General features: G+C 43.3%; 21 protein-coding genes. All 21 read left to right on the forward strand.

Annotation, left to right across the window (positions count from 1 at the left end; genetic code table 11):
• Positions 1-36: 36 nt before the first annotated feature.
• Positions 37-1,539 carry a hypothetical protein gene (locus FC43_RS03470; protein WP_235807580.1) on the forward strand — a complete coding sequence of 501 codons (1,503 nt, stop codon included), beginning with the start codon at positions 37-39 and terminating at the stop codon, positions 1,537-1,539.
• An 18-nt stretch (positions 1,540-1,557) separates the two neighbouring features.
• Positions 1,558-2,568, forward strand: coding sequence for a hypothetical protein (locus FC43_RS03475; RefSeq protein WP_056954146.1), 1,011 nt, complete (start codon positions 1,558-1,560; stop codon positions 2,566-2,568).
• 12 nt (positions 2,569-2,580) lie between these two features.
• On the forward strand, positions 2,581-4,680 hold the full coding sequence (locus tag FC43_RS03480; protein ID WP_056954148.1) for a DUF5048 domain-containing protein: 2,100 nt from the start codon (positions 2,581-2,583) through the stop codon (positions 4,678-4,680).
• Between the two features lie 104 nt (positions 4,681-4,784).
• The gene (locus tag FC43_RS03485; RefSeq protein ID WP_056954151.1) at positions 4,785-5,522 is read left to right on the forward strand and encodes a hypothetical protein; all 738 of its coding nucleotides are present in this window, start codon (positions 4,785-4,787) and stop codon (positions 5,520-5,522) included.
• Positions 5,523-5,533: 11 nt separating this feature from the next.
• The gene (locus FC43_RS03490) at positions 5,534-5,923 is read left to right on the forward strand and encodes a hypothetical protein (RefSeq protein WP_056954153.1); all 390 of its coding nucleotides are present in this window, start codon (positions 5,534-5,536) and stop codon (positions 5,921-5,923) included.
• A 9-nt stretch (positions 5,924-5,932) separates the two neighbouring features.
• Entirely contained in the window at positions 5,933-7,057 is a 1,125-nt protein-coding gene (locus tag FC43_RS03495; protein WP_056954155.1) for a hypothetical protein, read from the forward strand.
• A gap of 11 nt (positions 7,058-7,068) precedes the next feature.
• Positions 7,069-7,761, forward strand: coding sequence for a hypothetical protein (locus FC43_RS03500; RefSeq protein WP_056954157.1), 693 nt, complete (start codon positions 7,069-7,071; stop codon positions 7,759-7,761).
• Positions 7,762-7,788: 27 nt separating this feature from the next.
• Entirely contained in the window at positions 7,789-8,934 is a 1,146-nt protein-coding gene (locus FC43_RS03505) for a PDDEXK family nuclease (protein WP_056954159.1), read from the forward strand.
• Positions 8,935-9,025: 91 nt separating this feature from the next.
• Positions 9,026-10,309, forward strand: a complete 1,284-nt coding sequence (locus tag FC43_RS03510; RefSeq protein ID WP_056954161.1) for a LysM peptidoglycan-binding domain-containing protein — start codon at positions 9,026-9,028, stop codon at positions 10,307-10,309.
• Between the two features lie 106 nt (positions 10,310-10,415).
• Complete coding sequence (locus FC43_RS03515; RefSeq protein ID WP_056954163.1) at positions 10,416-12,809, forward strand: collagen-like triple helix repeat-containing protein; 2,394 nt, start codon at positions 10,416-10,418, stop codon at positions 12,807-12,809.
• Positions 12,810-13,054: 245 nt separating this feature from the next.
• Complete coding sequence (locus FC43_RS03520; protein WP_156648260.1) at positions 13,055-14,302, forward strand: hypothetical protein; 1,248 nt, start codon at positions 13,055-13,057, stop codon at positions 14,300-14,302.
• Between the two features lie 118 nt (positions 14,303-14,420).
• Positions 14,421-15,464, forward strand: coding sequence for a hypothetical protein (locus FC43_RS03525; RefSeq protein WP_056954167.1), 1,044 nt, complete (start codon positions 14,421-14,423; stop codon positions 15,462-15,464).
• Positions 15,465-15,475: 11 nt separating this feature from the next.
• Complete coding sequence (locus FC43_RS03530) at positions 15,476-16,633, forward strand: PD-(D/E)XK nuclease family protein (protein ID WP_056954170.1); 1,158 nt, start codon at positions 15,476-15,478, stop codon at positions 16,631-16,633.
• A 13-nt stretch (positions 16,634-16,646) separates the two neighbouring features.
• The gene (locus FC43_RS03535) at positions 16,647-17,087 is read left to right on the forward strand and encodes a hypothetical protein (RefSeq protein WP_056954171.1); all 441 of its coding nucleotides are present in this window, start codon (positions 16,647-16,649) and stop codon (positions 17,085-17,087) included.
• Between the two features lie 2 nt (positions 17,088-17,089).
• Positions 17,090-20,350, forward strand: a complete 3,261-nt coding sequence (locus FC43_RS03540) for a PHP domain-containing protein (protein WP_056954173.1) — start codon at positions 17,090-17,092, stop codon at positions 20,348-20,350.
• Positions 20,351-20,501: 151 nt separating this feature from the next.
• On the forward strand, positions 20,502-22,283 hold the full coding sequence (locus FC43_RS03545) for an ATP-dependent DNA ligase (protein WP_235807581.1): 1,782 nt from the start codon (positions 20,502-20,504) through the stop codon (positions 22,281-22,283).
• An 83-nt stretch (positions 22,284-22,366) separates the two neighbouring features.
• Positions 22,367-22,834, forward strand: coding sequence for a DUF1064 domain-containing protein (locus FC43_RS03550; protein WP_056954175.1), 468 nt, complete (start codon positions 22,367-22,369; stop codon positions 22,832-22,834).
• Between the two features lie 25 nt (positions 22,835-22,859).
• Complete coding sequence (locus FC43_RS03555) at positions 22,860-23,375, forward strand: phosphatidylglycerophosphatase A (RefSeq protein ID WP_156648261.1); 516 nt, start codon at positions 22,860-22,862, stop codon at positions 23,373-23,375.
• Positions 23,376-23,387: 12 nt separating this feature from the next.
• Positions 23,388-23,774 (forward strand): hypothetical protein, encoded by a 387-nt coding sequence (locus FC43_RS03560; protein WP_056954179.1) that lies wholly within the window; start codon positions 23,388-23,390, stop codon positions 23,772-23,774.
• 111 nt (positions 23,775-23,885) lie between these two features.
• Complete coding sequence (locus FC43_RS03565; RefSeq protein WP_056954181.1) at positions 23,886-24,575, forward strand: hypothetical protein; 690 nt, start codon at positions 23,886-23,888, stop codon at positions 24,573-24,575.
• Positions 24,565-24,873 carry a hypothetical protein gene (locus tag FC43_RS03570; protein WP_056954183.1) on the forward strand — a complete coding sequence of 103 codons (309 nt, stop codon included), beginning with the start codon at positions 24,565-24,567 and terminating at the stop codon, positions 24,871-24,873. The genes FC43_RS03565 and FC43_RS03570 overlap by 11 nt, the downstream gene beginning before the upstream one ends.
• The last annotated feature ends 131 nt before the right edge of the window (positions 24,874-25,004 follow it).

The following is a 25,004-nucleotide window of genomic DNA, read 5'->3' on the forward strand; positions in this document are numbered from 1 at the left end:
GACTCGAAACCCATTTATGAAAAAGAGCAAATCTCGATGGATAAAAACCATATTTTATCGCCAGGAACTCTTAACAATGGGAATACTTACTTAGCTAAAGTTCGGGTAATCATTAATAATCAAACGGGTGAACAGTCGGAATGGTCGCCAGAAATTCGGTTTACTTGCTATGACACACCGGTAATTCGGTTTGATACGATCGACCAAAAACAATTCATCTATACCAACGATGTTTTGATGTCGGCATTGTATTCTCAAAAGCAAAACGAACCCGTTGAACATTATCAATTCACCCTTTACGATCAACGTCACGTGATTTTGCAACGTTATCCGGAACGGGTCCCAACCGCGGCATCCCCAACTCGGTTTAGCGAACGGGTCAGTGATCTTGAAAAGGGTAGGCTGTACTATATTGGGCTAAAGGTCCAAACCAAGCACGATATTATCTACGAAAAGCTCCAAGAGTTTACGGCGCAATATATCTCACCAAGTATCTCCGGGGTTGTCCAACCACGAATGAATAAGGATGATGGTCAGATCGTCGTCGACTTATTCTTAAAACAATTATTGGGGACGTCAGCACGGGCGTATGTGCCGAAAAGAGACAATTCGGCCCCAACTCATTACACCTATTGGAAAGATGACTATGTGGTAGTCCCTAAAGAAAACCCGCTGATGTTTACCAACCTGGCGATGGCAAAGGCCCGGGGATGGATTGCTAAGATCTGGCTCATGAACGTTCAAAACGGGGTATTCCTAGACTTTGCTCCGAAAGAAAGTAAGGGTAATCATATTAAGTTTGTTAAATATGATGACTACATTACTTGTGAGAAGGTCTTTGGGAATGTTAAGTACGTCACACGGTCTAATAAAATCCCGGGATTGAAGTTGCGCCCATTCTTTATGTTCATTCGGGTTCATGCTTACCGAGTTGAAATTGTAATCCAACCAGACACGACTTATGCCGGGGACGATGGTGATAGCGGTGGCAAACAACAAAATGAGTTGTCTGAATATCCGAACGTCACCAAGAGTACCCAAGCATTAATTGACGCGCAAAATGCCAAAATGACCGCGGCATTGAATCAATTACACGCTACCCATAATGCAGAATGGCAAAAGTATGCGACCCAAGTTGAGGCGTTAATCACTAGTGCGCGGGCCGGAATCTATTCTCACAATGAACTACGGGACAGAATCCAAGAAATTGACAATCGTTATTGGAAATACTTTAACGAAGTCGAAATGGTCAACTACTGGAAGGAAATCAAGCGGGTTAATGATGAAAATGAAGCGGCCTACAAAGCCTACCGGGAAGAATATATCTACCGGGTTTACGAAGTGCTTTACAACATTCAGCATGGCTCAATGACGCTTGCCGATGGCCGGGACAAGTTGAACTCATACAACACGGTTTACGGTATGATTTTGCGGGAAATTATTGACTTTAACGCGCCACGAATGACCTTTGAGAACTTTGCCAAGAACTACAACAAATACCTTGATGATTATGGGATTATTGATAGCCCAAGACTATAAGAAGGGAGCGACCGTTATTTGATAATCGGTGTAGATTATTACGGTTACGGCTTTGACCAGATGTTTTTTGACACCCCAATCCCAACCTCGGAACTGGACGAAGTGACAATGGGGGCGGGGATGTATGACGAAATGTTTGTCAGCGTTGACGAAGATATTGGTCAAGACCAAACCGTACCAGATGACTGGACTTTGAAAACAATTATGGATGCCGACTTTAACAACTCACTTGAAGCCGGGAGTATTGACGGTAATGGGCATGTGGTGACCGAAATTCAATGTTATCGGCGTGAGTATATGAGCACGGATAATGAGTGGCAATTAGTCGCCCAATTTGACTACGAGAAGGAATACAACCTATATACCGTGGTCGATCGATTTATTGAGAACCACAAAGTCTACCAATATGCCGTAGTTCCACTTGCCAAAGAAATTATGGGGAAGATGTTAATTAACAAAGACCCAATCAATAGTGAATTTAGCGGCACGTTTATTTCGGATATTGGAGCCAATTACCCAATGAATATTGACTTCCAATTCTCCGATATGGCATACAACACTAATATGAGCACTCAAGTACCGTTGAATGGTCAATTCCCAATTGTGTCGTATGGTAATGCTAACTATCGGACTGGTACCGTGTCATTCCTGCCATTAACGCCACAACAAGAATTCGGCTATACCAATAAGATTGATGCTCACGAAGAATTAGTGAACCGGCAGAAGGTCATCGACTTCCTGAACAACGGGAAAGCTAAGGTAATTAGACGTGATGATGGGGATGTGATTGTTTGCGCGACAACGGGCGTTAAGACCTCGCTTAAGTCTGAAGCAATCGACAACATTTCTACAGTTTCCTTTGACTTTACCGAAATCGGGAAGTTAGATTACAATACGATGGTTAAAGCCGGTATGATTGCTACGGCTGGTAAGTCTGTCTACACGTATGACGATGCTGGTGATATTAACTGGAATCAAGAATACGACCGGGACGGCGATGAACGCAGCCGGCGCAATGTGGTTTTGTAGGGGGTGACGTAATTGCCGATTGATTACGTAAAGCCTAACTACAACGAAGTATTGCCGAATATCATTACCGGGTTGGAAGGGGATGTTAGTGGTCGAGCGGCCAGCACTCTCCGGCAACCAATCCGGAACCTTGAAACCACGATTCAAATCCTCGGCGACAATGACGAAATCATTGACACAATCACGGGAAAGGTAATTAGTGGATCGATTAGTTACGATGGCACGTCGCTAATTCGGCGTACTGGGGCATTAACCATGGTCGTTGACCCGGCTTATATGCCATCCCCAGATAGCGTGCTTTGGTTTAACAAGAAGTTCCGAGTTTACCAAGGGGTAGTTGACCTATCTCAATACCCTCACGAAGCGATGAACTTTTTGTTGGGGACGTTCTGGTTGGATGAGCACACTATTAACTACAACAATGAAGAAAGAACGATCAATCTGAACCTATCGGATAAGATGACCCGTTGGGATGGGGTTGGGCTAGAAACCAAGCTCAAACTCGAAGAAAAACAAGAAATCCCGGCGGTTACTGCCATTAAGAGCCTGGTTGAATCATGGGGTGAAACTGAATTTGGTTACATTGAAGAACCAGTTGATGGTCAAGTCATCCCGTATGACTACGAGAAACAGCCTGGGACTCCGGTAATGGATATTATCGAAGATCTGCGGGATATGTATAAGACCTATATTTGTGGGTATGACGTCCTAGGGCGGTTTGAAATTCGCCGGGTTGACTTCCAACGTGAAGCCGACCTACCAGACCCAAAGTGGGAATTTGACGCCACACGTAATGATCGGGCTAATTTAACCTTGAGCTTTTCCGAAACTTACGACCTAAAAGACGTTAAGAATCGGATTATGGTGGTTGGTTCTACGTCGGTTAAAACGGGGTATACCCCAATGGGGACGGTCCAATTAACCGATATTAAGAGTCCGTACAGCATTGAAGCAATCGGGAATAAAACCAAGGTCATTAGTAATCCTGATTTAACCAATGATATGCAATGTGTCCAACAAGCGGCTTGGGAATTATACAAGGCAAGTACCCTGCAAGAAACGATTACGATTAGTGTCGCGCCGGTCTACTTCCTGCAACCCAACGATATTATCACGGTTACCAACCCTGTAACCGGCAAGATCTTTAAGTATGAGATTGACAAGATGTCGGTTGACCTGGGCGTTGATGGAACGATGGAAATTGACGCTCACAAGATCTACTTTGTTCGCCCATCTTATGGTGAATGGGGTACGCCAACAGTTAATGCGATTAAACGTGGGATCAGCAATCTTGGTTGGTTATCACTTGGTGAACAACGAATTAAAGATACTTATGGCATTATGGCTAGTGGTAAGAATATCCTATTTATCCAATTTGACGTGGAAGGTAAAGGTGGCGCCCAAGCCTGGAACCAGGCATATGACACGACCTACAACCAATTAATGGATATTGACTTGTCTGACGTAGAAGGACTAAACACCAAGAGTGAAAGTGGGGACACGGGCCGATCTAAGGGTGATTACCTAGACCGGGTATTGGCCCACGAAATGTTCCACGCCGTATGTAACGATTACTATGGCTACTTCAAACTGGTCAACTGGCCGACCTGGTGGAAAGAAGGGTTTGCCGAACTCTTACACGGGGCCAAGGAACGGTATCAATCCATCATCAGTTACCAATCAAGTGCCGAGAAACGAGATGCTTTGATTAAACGGGCGGCTGCTCAAATGAATGGTCAATGGGAAAGTGCTTCGGAAGATTATGTTTCAGCCTATCTGATCGCCTGTGCTTTGTACTACATTCTCGGCAACAAACAAAACCTACAAGCGGCTTTCCAACGGCTTGAAGAAGTGTCGAATGGATCATCAGAAATCCTGGGTACCTTCCTGGGGATGTCTGATGAGGATGCCGCTAAGCAAGAGGTCGTATCGATGATGAAGACCATGCCAATCTGGCAATACTTAGACAATGAATCTGACCCCGATACTGGGTCGATCGGAGGGGATCACATGTTAAATATTTACGGTAAAGCATTAGATGCGGATGACGTGTTCAACAACGAAGAAGCTAAGAGTGAATCGCTTGGCTTCAAGTTATCTTACATTGAATAATATAACAAAATCCTTTTTTAGTATTGACAAATGTAAGCGCTTACAGTATAAATATTAATGTGATTTAAATTAGGAGGGGACTAATAATGAAAGGATCTTAGTAAATGTCAAGATCAACATTTCCCCAACGGGTCGACACCTTTACCGACGCGTTTGATTTGCCCGCTAATTTAGTTAGTGCCGCACTCGAATTGCAGAAGCTAAAGCAAAAGACGACCCTTGATAATAACGATCAAAACCGTATCCAGGCTTTGACCGCACAATTACAAGACTACATGATCACCCCAGAACGGATTAACCGTATCCAAGACTGTATCAATGCATTAGAGACGTTCTTCGACGAAAACGTGCGGCAATACATCCTTGGAAAGCAACAAGAATGGGATCAATACGTTAATGACTTTGTTTACAAAGGTGACTGGTCATCAACTGGTAAATATAAGCGTCAAAACATCATTACCTATAACGGTAACTTATATATCGTTATTAAGGACGTGGTGGCAGACAGCTCCCATGATCCGAACGTAGACGCAGAACACTACCGGCAATGTGCCTACAAGGGGGATAAAGGTGATATTGGTTTGGCTGCCATTTACAAAGGTGAATGGAGTGGGTCAACTCAATACAGGATTAGTGATGCTGTTTCTATTCGTTTGGGAGCACCTTGGGACCCGGTTGACATGGTGTTTATCGCCAAGAAAGATAACCAGGGACAAAAACCAACGATGGACAGGGTTAATGATTATTGGTTCCCATACCGCCAATTGATGGCTGGTGAAACGGACCCAACGTCATTGCAATTGCACCCCGACATCTCTTATATCCAATTCTTGAACGATTAGAGGTGTACTGAATGAGTGCCACAGAAAAGCAAAAACAAATTATTGACGCGATCACCGTGATTGCCCAGGAAGAAGCTAAGAAAGCTCGCGGACCAAAAGTTGAGGTTGGTGTAGTGGTCCAAGACCCTACCGGCTACCAGTGCATTGTTAGAATCCAAAACACTGAAAAAACGTGCATCCTCCCAGAACACCTTCACGCTTGGATTAGTAAAGATGATATTGTACTGGTAACAGATACTAATGGAACCGGGGCTAACTTGGTTGTTACGGGGTCGACGGGGTCAACTCGTGATCAAACCTTGGTCGTTAATAACGAAAATACACAGCGTTTAGAGGGTGGCGTCACCAAATTTGCAAAGACTGACGGCACTCTTTCTGACGAATCAATAGTCTTAGAATAGAGGTATTAAATGGGAACGAAACGAGCAATTTATTGGAAGGCGGGCAATAAAGTCCACTTTGAAACCGATGATAAGGCTGTCAAAATCATTGACAACAACAACAACGAAATCGGGACTTTAAAGCAATTAGCCTTTGAAGGTAAGCCGGTATCAAATATTAGTTACCGGGATATTAAACGCACGGGGATCTACATGGTACATGGTTTTAACGACCGGGATTTGCCAACGGGGGTTCCTAATGACAAGAACTGTATCTTGTCAGTAACGGCGGTAGGGAGTAATCCCGACAATCCAGACGTAATCTTCTACAAGATTATTACGCCAGCCGGAAAGACGATTGAAAACACGGTTTCTGGGTCTGCTCAATCTGGTTGGGGCGAAGGTGGTATTGATTTAAGAAATACCATTAACACCATTAACAACAGTATTGGGAGGGCTAGTGACCTTGGCGGGGTAACCATTGCTCAATATGCCAAGGACAACCGGGACAAGATTACCAGCTTAGATGGCCGGGAAGACAGCCACTATCAAGAATTTAAGAGTCACAATCACGATGATCAGTATGTTAAGAAGTCTGGCGATTCCATGACTGGAGACCTCACCTTTAGTGGTAGTGGGAAAACGGCCACCATTAGTTTTGACAAGGTTGGTAAATTCACGATTGGTGGAGATACTCAGCAAACCGAAATTAAAGGTAAAGGGGATTTGTTATACAATGGCCAACGTGTTGTAACAACTAGTAAAGCTGGTGGGACTGGTATTGATGCTGATACGTTGCAAGGACACCATTACTATGAGTTTTTAGATGATGGTGACATTTTATTTAGCGGTTTCACAATGTATAAAGACACGTCATTTAGAGCTGATTCTGGTGCCGGGCGTATTACATTTAATGGTAGTGGCGATATTGTTATGAATTCCGTAACCACCTTGGGGCTGGCTAGTGGTGCAAAGCTAAGTGGGAATATGCTACAAGCTAGTGTCGGGGAAGAAGTATATACGTGGAACAACAACTCTGGGACTATGTGGATTAAAAAGGATCCATATGTTGGTGAACAAGGAAAGCGCCTGTTTATCCGACAAGGGGAGCCGTATGGTGACATTCCAGAAGGTTCCGTTTGGATTGGTAACTAGGGGGTGGATTAATGGTATTTGCTAGAATCCGAAAAAATGGCAAATGGGAAGACATCCGCCCTAAAGTCTACTCTGATGGTAAATGGGTAGACGCCCATACCCGCGTTAGAGTTAATGGTAAATGGGTTGAATTGGAAAAACCTAAACCGCCTTATGTACCACAGGTACATGTGGGAACGTGGGGTGCCACGTGGACGGGTGGATATTGGTCATCCGTGCATAACAATGCATTAAAATACAACACAGCCGTTTGGGGTCCCTCATGGCTCTCAAGTGGCTGTTATAGCCCAGATCACGATTACTTTGACCCTGGAATTGAATCTGGGATGGCTGGATTTGATGACGGGAATATCCGCTGGGTACTCCAAGGAGCGTCTATCGAGAAAGTTGAATTGTATTTATATGCAAAACATTCGTATTTTTGGGCCGGCGGGACTGCTGTTATTGGAGTACACAATGCGCGTGGAGGAAGACCTCGTAATTGGTGGGAAAACGCTCATGGAGTAGCACGTGCCCGTTACTCTGGGAGAGGTCAAGGTCAATGGATTACCTTACCAAACTGGGTTGGAAACGATCTTAGAGATAATAAAATTACTGGGATCACCACCCATGCTGACAATAAAAATCATGATCAATACATGATCTTTTCTGGCACAAACGAATGGAATAACAGGCCGCAATTAAGAATTACGTATAAAAAATAATCGTATTAGGAGGAATTAGCTAGTATTATGAGTCCATCAAATAAGCTAGATGATGAAAAGGTAGCACAGAGAATTCAAGACAAATTCGGCGATAGGGTTACGTTCTTGGGTGGTTATGTGAATAACAAGACACCACTAAAGATGCACTGTAATGTTTGTGGGAATGACTATGAACGTGAAATGCGATCGGTAATGCATAATCCGGTAGCGAGTTGTGATGTTTGCTATAAGGGGTACTTTAAGAAAAAACGCACTAAGACGACTGACCAATTTAAAGCCGAGGTTAAAGAATTGGTTGGGGATGAATATAGCGTTATTTCTGAATATAAGGCTGCGCTTCAAAAGATTAAATTCCGCCATAATTTATGTGGTACGGAATATAAGGCACGCCCCAACGACTTTTTGAATGGTAATCGCTGTCCCAAATGTGGCATGGAAAGTTCAATCAGAAGCCGTAGTTATTCACAAGAGGAATTTAGTCGGCTGATTTTTGAGAAAACCGATGGAGAATATGAGTTTGTTGAATTGTATCGTGGGAATATGATTAAGATGAAATGTCGGCACAATGCCTGCGGTTTTATTTGGAAAATTAGACCAAACGACATTATGAACGGTCATGGTTGTCCTCGATGCAACGGCGGATTGGAATGGAACAATAAGCGTTTACAAGATGAATTGACTAAACGCTACGGTGGAGACTATACAGTGCTTGGCACGGTAATAGATGCTATAACCAAGGTTGATATTCGCCACAATGTTTGTGGGAATGTGTGGAACGTTAAACCTGTGTCAATAACCCTAGAACAGCAATGTCCGTATTGCCATGCTCGTTCACGTGGGGAACAGTGGATTGATAGATGGTTGAAAGACCAGGGCGTTACTTTTAACTCTCAACAAGTATTTGACGACTGTCGAGATGAAAGGTGTTTGCCGTTTGATTTTTACTTGCCGAGTTACAATCTAGTTATTGAATATGATGGCGAACAACATTACCATCCAGTCAAGATGTTTGGCGGGAAAGAATCCTACGAATACACTCATCGTCACGACTTAATCAAAAACAAGTATTGTGAAGACAATGGCATCAATCTCTTACGAATCCCATATACTGTTAAAGGAACAGAAGCTATTGGGAAGGTCATTCAAGAAAAATTAGACTCACTAGCAGGTTGACTTAAATAGGCGAATTAATTAATTACGATAATAGCAATATGCATTAGGAGGACCCCTTAGGAGGAAAAATACAATAAGGGGGCAATGTAAATTGCTTAAATCATTACGCAAAAAGCTAGTATTGTTACTAGCTACGGTTGTACTGGTTCTACCTTTTGTTGGCGGGGTGCAAAGCGCCTATGCTGCTAAAGGTGATCAAGGGGTAGACTGGTCAAAGTATCAAGGTGCAAATGGTGTATGGGGATATTCCTCAGACAAGTTTGCAATTAGTCAAATTGGTGGAACGACCACTGGATGGAATTTGTATGATCAATGGACCTACAACAGCCAAGTGGCTTCTACCATTGCCATGGGCCGACGTGCTCATACGTACATTTGGTGGCAAGGTGTAACCACTAACGCTCAAGCCGATTATGTACTAAACTACTTCCTTCCAAAGGTGCAAACCCCTAAAGGAAGTATCGTTGCCTTAGACGTTGAAAGCGGGGCGCAAAACACTGCTGCTATTGATCACGCCCTACAACGGATTAAAGACGCGGGTTACACTCCAATGTTGTATGGTTACAAGAATTTCCTTGTAAACAATACTAACTTGCACTATCTAGCAAGCAAGTATCAATTATGGCTTGCCGAATACCCTAACTATTCGGTAACGCCACGTCCGAACTACAACTACTTCCCATCATTTGAAAATATTGGAATCTTCCAATTTACTTCCACTTATATTGGTGGAGGGCTTGACGGTGATATTGACCTTACTGGGATTACGGACAATGGTTACAAGAATGGTAACCCAGAAAAGCCAAAGACCCACACGCCAGCGGTTGATGCGGGTATTAAGGCCGACAACACGCCAAAGAAGGAAATTACCAAAGGTTACACTGTTAAGGTTAACTACTCAGCAAGTCGTTGGGCAACGGGTCAAGCTATCCCAAGTTGGGTAAAGGGCAAGTCCTACCAAGTTGTCCAAGAATCTGGTAACAAGGTTCTGTTGAGCGGTGTTATGAGCTGGATTAACAAGGGCGACGTTGAAATCTTGGGGACGGGTGCTCCAATTGCTCAACCTAGCCAAGTAACTGGTGGGCAAACTTACACTGTTCAATATGGTGATTCATTCTGGTCCATTGCTCAAAAGTACGGTATGAACATGTACACGTTGGCTGCTAACAACGGGTTGAGCATTAACTCTGTTATCCACCCGGGGCAAAAGCTGACGATTAAGAACGGTAGTGTTGTTAAGAAGTACACTGTTAAGTCTGGTGATAGCTTATCTGCTATCGCATGGCGGTTAGGCACTTCCGTATCTCACTTGCAAGCAGCTAATGGGATTCGCAACGCTAACTTAATCTATATAGGTCAAACGCTGGCTTATTAGGCCACATATTTAATCTCACGCGGGACTAATCATCCCCAAATGGGTCGGTTCGCCGACCCTTATACATATCTAAAATAACACTTTTACAAAAGAAGGGACTGGTACAATGACACGATTGCTCAAGCCGCTCTCTGGGGTCGTGGGGGCGGGTTTTAAGTACGATGTTAGATCTACTGACATGTCACTTAAAGCTACTAATGACTACACTACGGTAGACCTATCAGGCGCCGTCAATGTCCTTAAAATCAATAATCAATCGGGGATGGTTAAGCAAATTCCCGTTAAAGCTACAAGTTACTCAATCTCATTTAAGGTTGCCGATTTAGGTGATTTAACGCCGGGCAATTATACGCTGGAATTGTGGTCGCAAAAGGATGGGGTAACGACTGTTTACCCCGACACCTCGGCCAGTGTAACTAATATCACCATTGGGAGTATGCACCTTGATGGGTTGGATAGCCCGGTGGCCACCGTATTTATTAAGTCGTTTGAAAATGCGACGCCGGAATACATTGAAGATGCGCGGGCTAAAATGGACGCCTACAACGTCCATGCCGAGATGCGTAATAATGCCATCTATGTGAATGGCTTTATGGTATTGGATCTGAATCCGCAATCTCCCAGTAGTAGCACAGGTGGTAGCGCTGGTGTTAAAGGTGATACAGGGGATTCAGCATATGACCTCTGGTTAAAGCAAGGGCATTCCGGAACCTTACAAGATTATCTGAATTGGACTAAGGGTGAACAGGGTATTCAAGGTACTCCGGGGCGCGATGGGGAATCCGCCTACGAGACTTGGATTAGAAATGGTCACCGGGGGTCTGAACAAGACTTCCTTAACTCCCTACGTGGACCACAAGGTGAACACGGCGAAGCACTCACTATTAAAGCTACGTCAGACTCATATCAATCTGGTAAGACTTATGGTGAGTTGGTGATCACGGGTCCTAATAAGCGTACGATGCGCGACTTCTCACAGGGAATGACTATCCTTGTGTTTGATATGGATTTAAACCTACAAGCACAAAAGCACTTTGACACGTATGGAAATTATCCTGGGGATGTGACCAACGCCGCCAACTATTTAAAGGGATTGGCTAAGTCAATCGTCGTCGTAATTGAAGCAGACGCCGCGGGGTTGAACAAAGATCTGGTTGACCAGTTGGTTAAGATGGGTGCGACTGATGACCTTTACGGCTTACCAATGGTTGCTAATAGACGGGTGCTATCATTTATTGGCATGTCTACCGACTATGGATTAAAACCGGGACAAGGTTATTTAGCTGTAACCAATGGTAGTGATGCTCAATCTGCTACGGTCTTTGCCCAAGTTGGTGGTCAAGGTATTGCCATTAATGGGGCTAACGGTGAATCGGCTTACGAGATCTGGAAGCGTAATGGTCACCAAAATGATTCCGAAGCAACCTTCCTCAATTCCCTGCGTGGTAGCAAGGGTGACAAAGGGGATAAGGGTAACCAAGGTGATAAAGGGGACAAGGGAGACCCGGGCGCAGAAGGTACTCCGGGGCGCGATGGGGAAGGCACCATGTACTGGCAATGGGTAGACCTTACCGCATCAAAGTTTGACCAAAATAAATGGTACCCTGTTGTTAAAAACGGTGGTATTCCGGCGACTAAGTTTAACGTCTTTGCGGCCAGTCACGAATTAGACCCCGGGGAGTTTAAACCATCATGGGCCACTCACGAGAATGGCTTTACGGTAAGTTGTCGGTACCTTGCTAACTATCCTGCGTGGGGAGCTATCCCGACTAATGGGATCATCGAAGCCGAAGAAGGCTACTTTACCAGTGACGAGACTTGTCCAGTCCATTTCGATATTAATGCTCAAAACGGTGGTTATGTATTTTACCTACGTGGTGGGGCGCGTTACCAACTTGGTGACAATCTTAGGAACATGACATGGCAAGTCTACGATAGCACTTATAGTGCTAATGGGATTAGTTTTGACCCCCTCGACAAGGAACCAGTTAGCTTTAAACGGGTATACAATAATTGGCCCACACGTACCAAGATCATTGATTTACCGGCGTTAGCAGAATTAGGGGGGGTGTCAGACGTTAACTTACTCCCTCAAATTACGCCGCAACTTCATGAAGCTGGTGGAAGTAGAGATACCAGTATTGCTCATGGTAGTGCTCAGCGATTTAATTCCTACGAAGCTGGGGTGGAAATCCTGCCAGTTCAGGATATTATGCAGAAGTTCCTCAAAGGGGATGATATTCGGCAATCGGCTATTATCCGCACTGATGGAACGCTTAAGGGTGTCTGCTTCTCGTTCTTTACCAATGAAGATGGCCATCGATTTATGCCATGTATCATCCGCGACTTGGGCAATAACAATTATCTGATTACTTGCAAGTGGCGGGCTGATAAAGACGTAAATGTCCGTTGTATCGATATTACTAAGATGGATATTTCTGGACACACTTATGTAGAAATTGATAAACCATTTATTGGTATAAGCCAAGTGGGGGGGTAATTCCTACCAACTGTCTTACTGGGTTTAATAATAAAAATACTGGAATCGCCAACTTTAATGAACTCGGCTTAATGCACATTACCGCCAGCGGCACTCATAGTTATCTGGACCCGGTACAGTACAACTTGAACATTCAGCCGAACAAGAAGTACCATCTCAAGTTCCTAGCTTGGGGAACGGGGCAATTCCGTACCTTTATGTACCCGGGGGCCGCCTTGTCAGAAGATGGGTCAAGTGGGGACGGTATGAGGACTTGGTATCTCCAAGGTCAAAAACCAAACTGGTATGAAACTGACGTGGCATCATTGCCTGCGTTCTATGGCATTGAAGATAAGAAGTTATTGTTCCGGTCTGCCAACAACCAAACTACTGACCTCTGGTTAGACCTTAACTCGGTCACTGTTACTGAAGTGGGGGGGGTAATTAAAACACTTGTTTTACCAAACGTTCTCAAGAAGCCAACCACATTCAATCCGAATATTGACGGCGTACAATGGCCAGCTGAATGGAGTAAGGGTCAATGGAGATCGGCTTCTGGTGGTGCCGGTAAACGATATGGTATTGCGATTAGCGCTAGTGATTCTCCAATTGGCAAACCATTAACTGCGTTCCATATTGAGTCAACGTCTATCTCAACAGGGACGGTTGACGTGGCCCAAGATAATATACCAATCCACAACAGCACTTGGACGTTATCGGTTTGGGCACGTGGTAAAGGTATAGCCGGATTACACGTTGCTGATAAGCGTAAGGATGGTTCGTGGTACTATCCAGTAACGTCATTCAATCTAACCAGCGAATGGGAACGGTATGAATTTACCACACCAATTACGGGTACTGATATGACGAATGTATATATTGGATTGAACCAAGATGGTGCTTGGGGTGAATTTGCCGCTCCGAAATTTGAAGAAGGTGCCATAGCGACGGACTTCGTAGATGAAATGGGGGGGGTAACTAATTTGCTTCACGACTCCGTCCCGACGAAGCTATATGGCGACAATACACCATTCCCGGACGATCTACACTGGGGACCAACTTCCGGTGGGCCGGGTAAGCCATCGATTGTTGAATTGGGTAACGATATTGACGTTAAGTATGGTTTCCAAGTGCTCAACAATACTCATCAAACCAACCGTGACTTTGCATTACGTGGCCAATTTATCAAACCGAATAGTGGTAAGTACACGTTCTCGGTTTGGACCAAGTTGTTGTCTAAAGATTATGTAGATGGTCGCGGTCTATTTAGATCGTGGGCAAGTGACGGTGCAAATCCATGGTTCCAAGTCGGGCAAAAGACAGTATTTGATAAATGGATTCTTGAAACATTTACATTTGATACGACTGGTTGGAAAGACGCTGATTGGTACTCACTACAAATGGGTATCGCTGGCGGTGGATCAATCCAACTTGCTAAACCAATGTTAGTACAAGGTGAGGTAGCCGCTAACTGGGCACCAAGACCAGAAGAAGAACCTATTGCTTGGAGATAAGATATTGAGACTCGGTTTTTGCCGGGTCTTTTTTGATTTAGTTTATTGACACGTATAGACAAAACAGTCTATATCGTGTAATATAGATATTGTAAATAAGGCGGGATGGAGGGATTTAATGCGCGCCAAAGAGCTAAAGGAATACATTCTTGAAGATGAACAGCGCCTTTATAAGATCTTAGAAGACGTAGGATTCCATGATATTAAAAGATTAAATGGAGAACTACGATGCGCGCTACCCAATGGCGAAAATGCCACCGCTGTTATGGTTAAGCTGAACGAGTCGCTCTATACTTCGTTGTTCGAGATGGGGTATAACGGTGACTTATATGGTGCTTTAGCCCTAGTCATGGAAAAGGACTTTCGCAGCGTCATTAATTACATACATGCGCTGTTGGGTTTATCCACTAAGGATAGTGGCGGTTATGAGGACCCGTTAAGACAATTAAAGGTGTTTGCATCCGCCGACCCGTTTAAAGACGAAGCGACCGAAAACAAACTATACGATATTAGCATTCTCAACCAATTTGTTGATGGTTTACACCATACCGTATTGGAACAGGGGATTACCCCCGACGTTGCTAAAAAGTACCGACTGATGTATGACCCATATCGTGATCGCGTTATTTTCCCGCACTTTGATTGGTATGAGCGGGACAAGGTGGTTGGCATTAAAGGTCGGACGACCCAAAGTAAAGAGGAAATGGAGTTACTGGGAACGCCCAAGTATTGGAACTATATTACTGGTTACCATAAAACACTGAACCTGTACGGGTACAATGTGGTCGCCGACAATCTCCATAAAAGCAAAATGTTAATCCTGTTTGAGGGTGAGAAATCGGTGTTGAAACAAGCGACATACAATTTCGGTCAAGGGTATGCTGTTGCTCTGGGTGGCCACACCATCAGTGAGCATCAAATTGACTTTATCCTTCGAGAGACGCCGCAAGATTGCGAGATTGTTTTGGCGTTTGATAAAGACGTCATGGTTAAAGAGGAAGAAGGATTGGCATTCATCCGCAATCAAGCGGAACGTTTTAAACCATTCCGCGAAGCAAGCTACATATTTGATCGCTACGATATGTTAGGTGAGAAAGACGCGCCGATTGATAAAGGTTATGAACTGTGGAATTATCTGTTGAAATGGCGCATGAAAGATTAGGAAGTGTTTAGGTGAGATTAAATAAAGAGCAATTAGACAAGATCAAGAAACAATTTAATGCGAATCGGATTTGGTCGTTTAGTCGGTTGAGTACCTGGGGAAATTGCCCAACGGAATACTATCAGAAGTATTACTTACATAAAAAACTTAGCTCGGACAGTGTATATACCGAATGGGGCACGACTAGTCATAATCTGGTGCAAGATGTAATTGATAAGAAGATCCTTCCAGGCGAAGCAATTAACGTTTGGAAGAAGGCGGTTAAAGATTGGGAGGCCGATCCAACCGCCTTTCAATTTGATACTGATCGGATTAAGAATGGTTACATTAACAATTTGAATAATTACTTCCGGCATGTTCTCATCCCAAATGGTAGTGACTTCCGGAATGAGCAACCCGTTTTGGTTCGGGTTGGTAAAGATAATAAGTACGTCTTTGTTGGGTACATTGACACCCAGTACACTGACGCTGATGGTAATACAGTGTTAATCGACTACAAAACGTCAAGTAAGTCTGGATTTTCAGGAGACAAACTTCAGAAGAAGGCAATGCAATTAATGCTGTATGCCATCGGGAAGCATCAAATGAGCGGCGTGCCGTATGACAAAATCAAAGCACGTTTCGATATGATGAAGTATTGCCGGGTTCACTTTAAGCAGGAAAACGGTAAATGGAAAGATACGATCCAAGAACGTAGTATTTGGGTTGCCAAGATTGCTAAGAAGCTCGCAACCAAGCTTAAAAAGCTCGGTTATGACGAAGAAAGGGCCAATGAAATGATTGAAACGGCTAAGGCAAGTAACGGCTTGGCTAACATGCCAGAGGAAATTCAGGAACAATTCCAGGTTGGTAATTACTTCATTGAACTGGATATTTCCGAAGAAAATTGCCAAAAAGTGGCCAAGCAGGTCGAAGAACTATGTGATACGATCATGGATTTTGAAAACATGGATGAATTCGACCAAGAAAATTGGCTAGAATTAAATGCTCGATATGACCCGACCAACTACTACGAAACTCACTTATGCTCATGGCATACCAGTGAGGAATTTAAGAAGTTGGAAGGGATTAACGAAAAGAAGAAGCCGGTCGCGGTATCAGCAGGGCAAACCGAGCTAGACGACCTGTTTGGCAATGATAGTTTAAGCATTGACGCATTGTTTGGATAGAGGGGTGTAATTGATGAGATTCAAAGTTGTAGAATTGCGGGACCATAGCATTACTTTACAGGATGAAAGCGGAGAAAACCATGTTCTCCCCATTGATTATCGTCACGTACGTATTTTTGATGATATTGATCTTATTGAGTGGATTGAGCATCAAAATTTTGATGCTGTGCAGCCAACCAAAAAGTGGTGGGAAAACACTTTGGAATACTACAACTTTGAACGAGGCTGTATTGGTTTGTATGACGATAATCGGGAGTTAATTTATAGTGATTCTAAAGTAGAGTACAGTTTCCCAAACGTTAAGGTTGTTGAGACGCGAGTAGAACCGGCCACAGATCTACCCGGTGACATTTGGGTCCGCATCGATGGCGATCACAGTTGGCGATTGTGGTGGCGGGACAGGTGCCCTGGATCGTTGCGTGTTGTAAAGAGCCACGTGCACGAGGGGGAATAAAATTGGCAGATTACTGGATCAATTTACATGCTCATACTGACGAATCTAATGCCGGTGGATATTTTGAAATTGTCACACAATACAAGGATTACGTTAAGTATGCGTTAGACAATCATTTACCGGCAATTGCCGTTACTAATCATGGCAATGTGGCACGGTGGATTAAACATAAGGAACTCGCTGATGAAGCGGGGTTAAAGTATATCCACGGTATCGAAGCCTACACAGCTATGGGTTTAGACGATAAGTCGCGGTACCACACTATCATCATTGCAAAGAACTACGATGGGGTTAAGGCAATTAACCAATTGTCGTCCCACTCATTTAACCGGAAGGATGGCCACTATTACTACAAACCACGTATCATGTTTGATGAATTGGTTGAAGCAGTAGATCATGGCAACCTATATGTAACCACAGCATGTATGGCTGGCCCACTTGCCCAAGCATACTTTAATGATGATGACGAGGTGCGGCACAAGTGGATTAACTTTGCTAAGAAATACCCGGAACGCGTATTTTTGGAAATCCAACCCCATGATAATCGGGAGCAGGCTCAGTACAATGACTATTTAGTTAAATTGGCCCAACAACATGACTTAAAGCTCATTGCTTCAAATGACGTCCACGCCCTCAATCAGTATCATGATAAGTTACGAAAGATCATTAAGAAGGGTAAAGGGTCACAATACGATAACGAAGATGAGTTTGAATTGTGGTTAAAAGATCGTTCTGAAATGATTCAAGCCTTCCAAAAGCAGGGAGTGGTACCAACCGAATTGGTTCAAAAGGCATTAGATTTAACGGTAGAAATTGCTGAAAGTGTTGAATCGTTTGAGATTGATAAGAGCCATAAGTACCCTAAACTTTACGATGACCCAGAAGCCGAATTCCAGAAGAGAATTAAACAGGGGATTTATGACCGGGGCATTGATAAGTTGCCCGTAGATGAGCGTAAGAAGTATCTTGAACGGATTCAATATGAGTATTCCGTTTACAAGTACAATGGCGCTATTGATTACATGCTGTCTCATGAGGACATCATGAACGCTGCTAAGGAACACGGTGCTCACTTTGGACCAGGACGTGGATCGGTTAGCGGTTCATTGATTGCATACCTGTGTGGACAAACTGATATGGACTCAGTGAAGCTAGGGCTGAATTTTGAACGGTTCATGAACAGCGAACGTATTAGCCTTGCTGACGTGGACATTGATGCATTCCGCGATAATCAGCAATGGACGCAACAATGGATGCTTACCAACAGCAAATGGCACGCCGCTTCGATTTTAACGGCCAATACTTATGGCTTGAAGGCGGCTATTAAAGCAATTGCGGATGGGCTTCCACGATACGCAGGTAAACCACAATATATCCAGGAAATTCGCAACGAAATTGGCGATAACGGGATTGTTCCGCGTGAAGTTTACGAAGATCACCGGGAGCTAATCGATATGGCCCAAAGCGTGGTGGGGGTTATCGATTCTTTTGGTCGCCATGCCGCCGGTATCGTTATTGATACTAATACTATCGAAGACGCTATGGGTACTATGACTATATCTGGTTGGGATTACCCAGTTACTCAGATCACCATGAAGGAAATTGACCACAACAATTGGGTTAAGTATGACATGCTAGGGCTTGATAACGTTGGACTGATTGAGAAGACCGCTGAATTAGCTGGCATTCCATACCCTACACCAGATAGTGATTTCATTGATTTTGAAGATGCAAAGGTTTGGGAGTCTATGCGCCAAAACAATATTGGCGTGTTCCAAATGGAAGGCGACAGAGCTGGCAAGTTGCTACGCGATATGTTGTCACCAGACACTATCAGGAAGATTAAGAGTAACGAGGCCGGTAAGAACGTTAAGTATATGGACTTACTATCATTAGTTAATGCTGCTCAACGTCCTTCTGGCGCTAGTTATGTAGATAAGGTTACACATGGTGAATTTAAAGATAATGGGCACCCGGCATTAAACGAGTTTCTCGCTCCAACCCTAGGCGAATTGGTGTACCAAGAGCAGATTATGAATTTTCTGGTCAAGTTTTGTGGTTACACTCCAGGCCAGAGCGATTTGATTCGTAGAGGTATAGGCAAGAAGAACCCAACCATCATGGATAATGAGGTTCCCAAGATTAAACCGGCCTTTATCAAGACGATGGTTGAGAAGTATGGTGACTCACAAGAACACGCAGAAAACATTGCCGATTCATTTATTCAAGTGTTTATGGATGCGGTTAATTATGGCTTCTCGGTCAACCACTCAATGGCATACTCATATATTGGTTACATTTCCACTTGGTTGCGCTATTACTATCCATTGGAATGGTGTACAGCGGCCTTTGAAGTGTGGAAAGGAAAACAAGAAAAAATCAATAGAGTTTCACAATTTGCCAAAAGCATGGGAATCGATGTTCGTCCAGTGCGGTATGGTCGGTCTAAAGGTCTATACTTTATGAATAAGGATGAAAACGCCATTTATGAGGGAACCGCTGCCATTAAGAGTTTGAATACCGAAGTCGGCGATTACCTTTACCAATTGAGTGATAAGGATTATACATTTTTTACTGATTTCTTGGTTGATCTTTATGAGAAAAATAAGTTCGTATCAAAGGACGAAACCCTTACTGTATCTGATCTTTTCCACCGTTATGGCTTAGAAGAAATTAAAAAGATTGATTTATCCTCTGAAAAAGATAAGCGATTTACCGCTCAAAAGTTCGATAAAAAGACTACCATAAATTCTCGCCATGTGCTAAACTTAATTTTGTTGAGATATTTTAAAGATTTTGCTAAGAACAGGAAATTAAAAGAGGTTTTCGACTACTTTAAAAAGACCTACAAACCGCAAAATAAGCGGTGGGCTGGGAAGTACGAAAAGTATATGAAAGTTCTCGAGCTTGAAAAGTCACTAAAAGATCAAGACCTACCACTAAAGGAACAGCTTGATAGCGAATTGAAGCTACTGGGGCGGTGCCAAAGTACATACCCAGAGCTGCCATCAAGCTACGCTTATGTTACTCAAGCCGACGTAAGATCTAGCCGCGTTAAGGTTAGACTATACTCCCCACGAAATGGGAAAGAAGTGCTTGTGTTGCTGAGTAAGTCAGCATACTTTGGTGGTCGATTAAAAGAAGGGAGCATGATAAAGCTATCGGGGCTACGCAAAACCCCGAAATCAATTCTCATCGACGGACACTGGCAAAAGAGTGAAAAAGATTTTGATTACTGGGTCACAGACTACAAGCTAGTCTAGAGTAGCGATGTGACGGTCGCCGCTGGCTTATGGAGAGATGAGAGCCTCCTAATACCCACGTCAAAAACGAGACTGTCCTTCTACGGTAGGAAATGGCCGTGGACTCTCATGATGGTCTCTCATCCTTTAGAAAGTATAAGAGAATCGTTAAGTGTACGCTAAAGTAGTAAGACATGACTTATATGATGAAGCAAATTTAGTTGACGTTGTTGAAAAAATGAGCATTTTACAAGCCACCTGTGTGGTGTCTTGCGATGAAGAAACCTTTGCTGCCTACACGGAAAGTTACCGAAAGTTGGTAGAAACGCTGCGAGAAGCCAAGATGTATAGTGCAAGACACGTACTTTTGGCATCCACATGCGAAGGTGGTTTTGCTCAAGTGATCGAGGTTGATATGCTCGATGATGGAACCACGGGTTGGGTTGCTGACATTCCCACCCCAGAAGAGTGCCTGGAAGCTATCGGGGCTGATGATTTAATCGGTGAGAGCTTGCTGGTACAAGATATTGAAACTTTCTCAAATGAAAGGATTTATGACTTTTATGACTATTATAAAGAACGAATCCCAGAAATGGGGGGGGGGCACTATAAAATAATGAATGATATTAACGCTGTTAAGTCTGCGTTTGACGTGTTTGAAAAGATTAAATCTACTATGTCAAACAATGAAAAGATCAAAATCATCCAAGCTAACAGCGACAATGTCCTTCTTACCAAGATACTCCGGTTTGTTTATGATGACTTTATTACAACCGGGGTATCTTTTAAGGGGATCTTGTCGCTAATAGACAAAACGGATAGTTTCGTAACTGAACCAGGTGAATATACCTTAGAAACATTAATGAATTATGTTTCGGTATACAACACCGGGGCGTTCAGTACCATCCAAAAGATCATCGATTACGCTTCTGTATTTGAAGACCAGGAACTACGCGAGTTCATCTACCATATCTTTGCCAAGGATTTAAAGGTTGGTATTACTGCTAAGTCGATCAACAAGGCTCTTGGCAGGGGTTTTATCCGTGAGTTTAGCGTACAATTGGCCCATCCATTTCATAAATACGTCAACAAGGTTGAGGGGAAGTATTTCACCTTGACCCAAAAGCTAGATGGGCACCGAGCTGTATGTATCGTCAAGGACGGGAAGCCCAAGTTCTACACTCGGAAAGGCTTACCAATTGACGGAATGGAAGTACAGGAACAAGAAGTGCTACATTTATGCGACGACGACCCGTGGGATCTTGTTTTAGATGGGGAGCTACTACTTCCAAATACCGATGGATTAGCAACCAAGGATTTGTTCCGGGAAACGAGTAAGGTGCTGCGTTCTAAGACTAAGGATAAGTCGGATATTATCTTCAATGTGTTCGACTTCGTGTTTTATGACGAATTTGTAAAGGGTATTTCGACAACTGGTTTCTCTACCCGAAAACAAGTGTTGTATGACCGTTTTGCTGATCGGCCGAACCTTGAGCACCTTAAGCTGGTACAGGACCTATATATTGGTAATGACCTATCGATGATTCATGAATTACAACAGACCATGGTGAAGCCGAATGGTTGGGAAGGGTTGATGCTCAACCTCAACAGTGGTAAGTACCAAACGAAACGTACTTCTAACCTGTTAAAGATCAAAGATTTTCTTGATGCTGACGTGTACGTTAAGGACGTGTTTGAGGGCACTGGTCGGTTAGCTGGTAAACTTGGCGGTGTGGTGATTGACTACAAAGGGAATGACGTTAAAGTAGGTTCTGGGTTCTCAGATGAGGAACGTGACCTGTATTGGCAACACCCCGATCAAATTGTTGGTCATTTAATCCAAGTGAGCTACTTTGAAGAAACTCATAATCAAAATGACGATAAGTTGAGTTTACGTTTCCCGACCTTTGTTACGGTTCGTGACGACAAATCAGAACCTAGCTACGAAATTTAATTATATTAGTTTCTTGACACATATAGACAAAATAGACTAAAACGAGTATAATAAATAATGTTCAGAAAGGTGGTTGATTCTCCTTGAAGAAACAAGCCGGCACTTGGTTCGGCGAAAAAGTCAAAGTTGACGGGTTCACCTTCGACTCGAAAAAGGAGCACCAATTCTACGAACGGTTCATCAAAAACAGTGGTTATAACTTTGAGGTCCACAAAGGCTTCCAATTACACGCAGCCATCCCCTTGCTTGATGGCAAGCTAAAGGTGCGTAGTAGTCGGTATACGCCGGACTTCGTAGTATATGACCATGACGGTAGCATTAAGCACGTCTATGATTTGAAGAACTCATTTACCACATTTGCCATTGATCAAGCCGCGGCCTTACGGTTTAAGTGGTTTGAACTTAAATATGGCATTCCTGTGGAAGTAGTGGTCCCGAGAGTTAACAGTTTCAAAGTCAAAATTATGGGGACTACAAAGAAGTTTGAACCCGTTACGGTTGACGACGTTGGTTACAACATTGACGATTTAGTAACCGTGACGGACAAGTAAACTAAACCATATTAGGAGGAATTTTATGGCAAAAGACTTGTACCCAGATCACGATTTACGAGAATACGTAATCAGAACCCTAGCAAGTAAGGGTGTATTGATGAAGGATATTGCTATGGCGGCCTGGAAAGGGCAACAACGCTTCAACAAAGATCTCGAATTTATCAATGCGGCGGTTGCTTTAAACGCTGTGCTTGATAAGCGAGAAGCATTAAATAGTTGTGCGATCGCATTAGCCCTGGACGAGGTTGCTGGAAAGGGACTATTACCCCAACCGTTGCAATATATCGTCGAAAACGACTTACCACAATACGGTGTTGATGAAGTATTGGCATTACATGGCATGGCCGGGATTTACGGTACTGTTGCATTAATGCAAACTGGTTATCTTGATCTGAATAAGTCTGGTGTTACGAAAAAATTAGACGAAGACGTCGCCAACGTCAATACACATATTGATGATGTGGTCAGTGCTTTAATTGCAATGACCGAAGCAAAATTGATGCACGACAACGTATCTGACCTTGGTGATGTCGGATAGGAGACACATATAATGGCATCAGAAGTTACTATTGACCTTAATCCAGAAACGATTATTGGTTACCTGGTATCTAGTGAAAATTATGTTGAAGCAGACGAAGACAAGCGTCGGCGCCCTACTTTTTACTGGAAAGCTTACCATTTTTACCCGTTCGCTGTAATGTACCCAGATCCAGAATCTACATATGATGATGGAACGCCGGTATACGACGAAAATGACTTTGATGAAGATGGGGAACTAGTTAATCCAATGCTGATTGTTTGCACGGAAGGTGGCACGCCAGACGTGTTTAACCACATTCCAATGAAGGCTTTTGATTTACGGTCATTCGTCCGCGAACACCCTTCATTCCGGTTGCAAGACGCAGATGAATTGTTTACTGAATTGAAGTTCGTATAGTTCAACAATGGGCCGGGGTTATCCCGGCTCTATACATATATAGTCAAAATGGAGTGAAACGACGATAACTATATCGTACGCGTTCAACTTACTAATATGAGGTGGTTCGTGATGAAAACACTAACGCGCAATAAATGGCGTTCCCGATTCAATTTATCACTATTGTGTTTAAGAAGCGGTGAGATACAAGAGATTGTAACGCAGGTGGTTAATGGTGTCGAAAAACGGGTAGAGGAAGACCCGACGGCGGCTATCGATATTAATATTACTCTGGATATTAATCGGTATGATCGTATTACTATCGTTAATGAAATTAAAAATGAAATGGTCAACTCGGCCATCACCGATGCCCGATATTTGGCAAAGAAATATTATAGTGTTTACTTCGCTCATGATTGGCTTGACGGTGTTGATGTTTACGATTCATATCACTTTAAATTGATTCATTATGATGAATCTATTATTGCGGTTGATAATGACGCTAAATTTATTGATAATATGCCGGATGCCAACCAAGTGCTGGAACTTAGACTACACAGTCCAGCAACTGCTAAGAAACGAGCAGAAATAGAGATGGCCGCGGCCGATGCGTTAAAAAGTATGATTGAAGAAGACAAAAACGACACACAATTTAGCCTTCCCAGAGGTTTTTCTCGGAGTGAAATAGAATCGGTATTGCAAGAAAAACTACCCCAGAAAGGTTATGAATATGTAGTGAGACAGAGGCAATATGAGCAATATATTGGCACGTGGTATATCCATATTACCATTAAGGATGAGGTGTTTAGGAATGAATTTTAACTTTAAATCAATTGACGATCTACCAGACGCAGATAAATTAGTGATGATAATCGATAAAGTAGAAAAGCTACAAAGGGTAGAAACCAGAGTTATGAACTCAATTAACCGGGCTATAAACCATCATAAAAGTGAGACTGATGTTGGATTTCCCCTCGATGAATTTGACGATGATATGATTCTAATGGTATCAAATAGGTTGCGTCAAAAAGGGTATGAAACACTGCTAATAGAGTCCGGTGTGTCGTATAAAGTAAAAATGATGATTTCTTGGAATACTAAAGAAGGTGAAACAAAATGAGTTGTCCAAAAGGACCAGCGGGGCCGATTGGTTTCCGACCATTAACGGCATCAGAAGCCAAGGCTCGCACTGAAACAAGCCGAGAAAACAACAAGCGTATCTACCAAGATGAAAAGCACAGAACCATGGTT

It is taken from the genome of Limosilactobacillus ingluviei DSM 15946 (assembly GCF_001435775.1).
GTDB classification, from domain to species: Bacteria; Bacillota; Bacilli; order Lactobacillales; family Lactobacillaceae; genus Limosilactobacillus; species Limosilactobacillus ingluviei.

Bases quoted from the DNA above. Each gene is read 5' to 3' on its own strand.
- FC43_RS03495 (WP_056954155.1), top strand. From the start codon at position 5,933: ATGGGAACGAAACGAGCAATTTATTGGAAGGCGGGCAATAAAGTCCAC.
- FC43_RS03560 (WP_056954179.1), top strand. From the start codon at position 23,388: ATGGCATCAGAAGTTACTATTGACCTTAATCCAGAAACGATTATTGGT.
- FC43_RS03505 (WP_056954159.1), top strand. From the start codon at position 7,789: ATGAGTCCATCAAATAAGCTAGATGATGAAAAGGTAGCACAGAGAATT.
- FC43_RS03500 (WP_056954157.1), top strand. From the start codon at position 7,069: ATGGTATTTGCTAGAATCCGAAAAAATGGCAAATGGGAAGACATCCGC.
- FC43_RS03490 (WP_056954153.1), top strand. From the start codon at position 5,534: ATGAGTGCCACAGAAAAGCAAAAACAAATTATTGACGCGATCACCGTG.
- FC43_RS03565 (WP_056954181.1), top strand. From the start codon at position 23,886: ATGAAAACACTAACGCGCAATAAATGGCGTTCCCGATTCAATTTATCA.
- FC43_RS03535 (WP_056954171.1), top strand. From the start codon at position 16,647: ATGAGATTCAAAGTTGTAGAATTGCGGGACCATAGCATTACTTTACAG.
- FC43_RS03485 (WP_056954151.1), top strand. From the start codon at position 4,785: ATGTCAAGATCAACATTTCCCCAACGGGTCGACACCTTTACCGACGCG.
- FC43_RS03570 (WP_056954183.1), top strand. From the start codon at position 24,565: ATGAATTTTAACTTTAAATCAATTGACGATCTACCAGACGCAGATAAA.
- FC43_RS03555 (WP_156648261.1), top strand. From the start codon at position 22,860: ATGGCAAAAGACTTGTACCCAGATCACGATTTACGAGAATACGTAATC.
- FC43_RS03515 (WP_056954163.1), top strand. From the start codon at position 10,416: ATGACACGATTGCTCAAGCCGCTCTCTGGGGTCGTGGGGGCGGGTTTT.
- FC43_RS03470 (WP_235807580.1), top strand. From the start codon at position 37: ATGGATAAAAACCATATTTTATCGCCAGGAACTCTTAACAATGGGAAT.
- FC43_RS03520 (WP_156648260.1), top strand. From the start codon at position 13,055: ATGAGGACTTGGTATCTCCAAGGTCAAAAACCAAACTGGTATGAAACT.
- FC43_RS03525 (WP_056954167.1), top strand. From the start codon at position 14,421: ATGCGCGCCAAAGAGCTAAAGGAATACATTCTTGAAGATGAACAGCGC.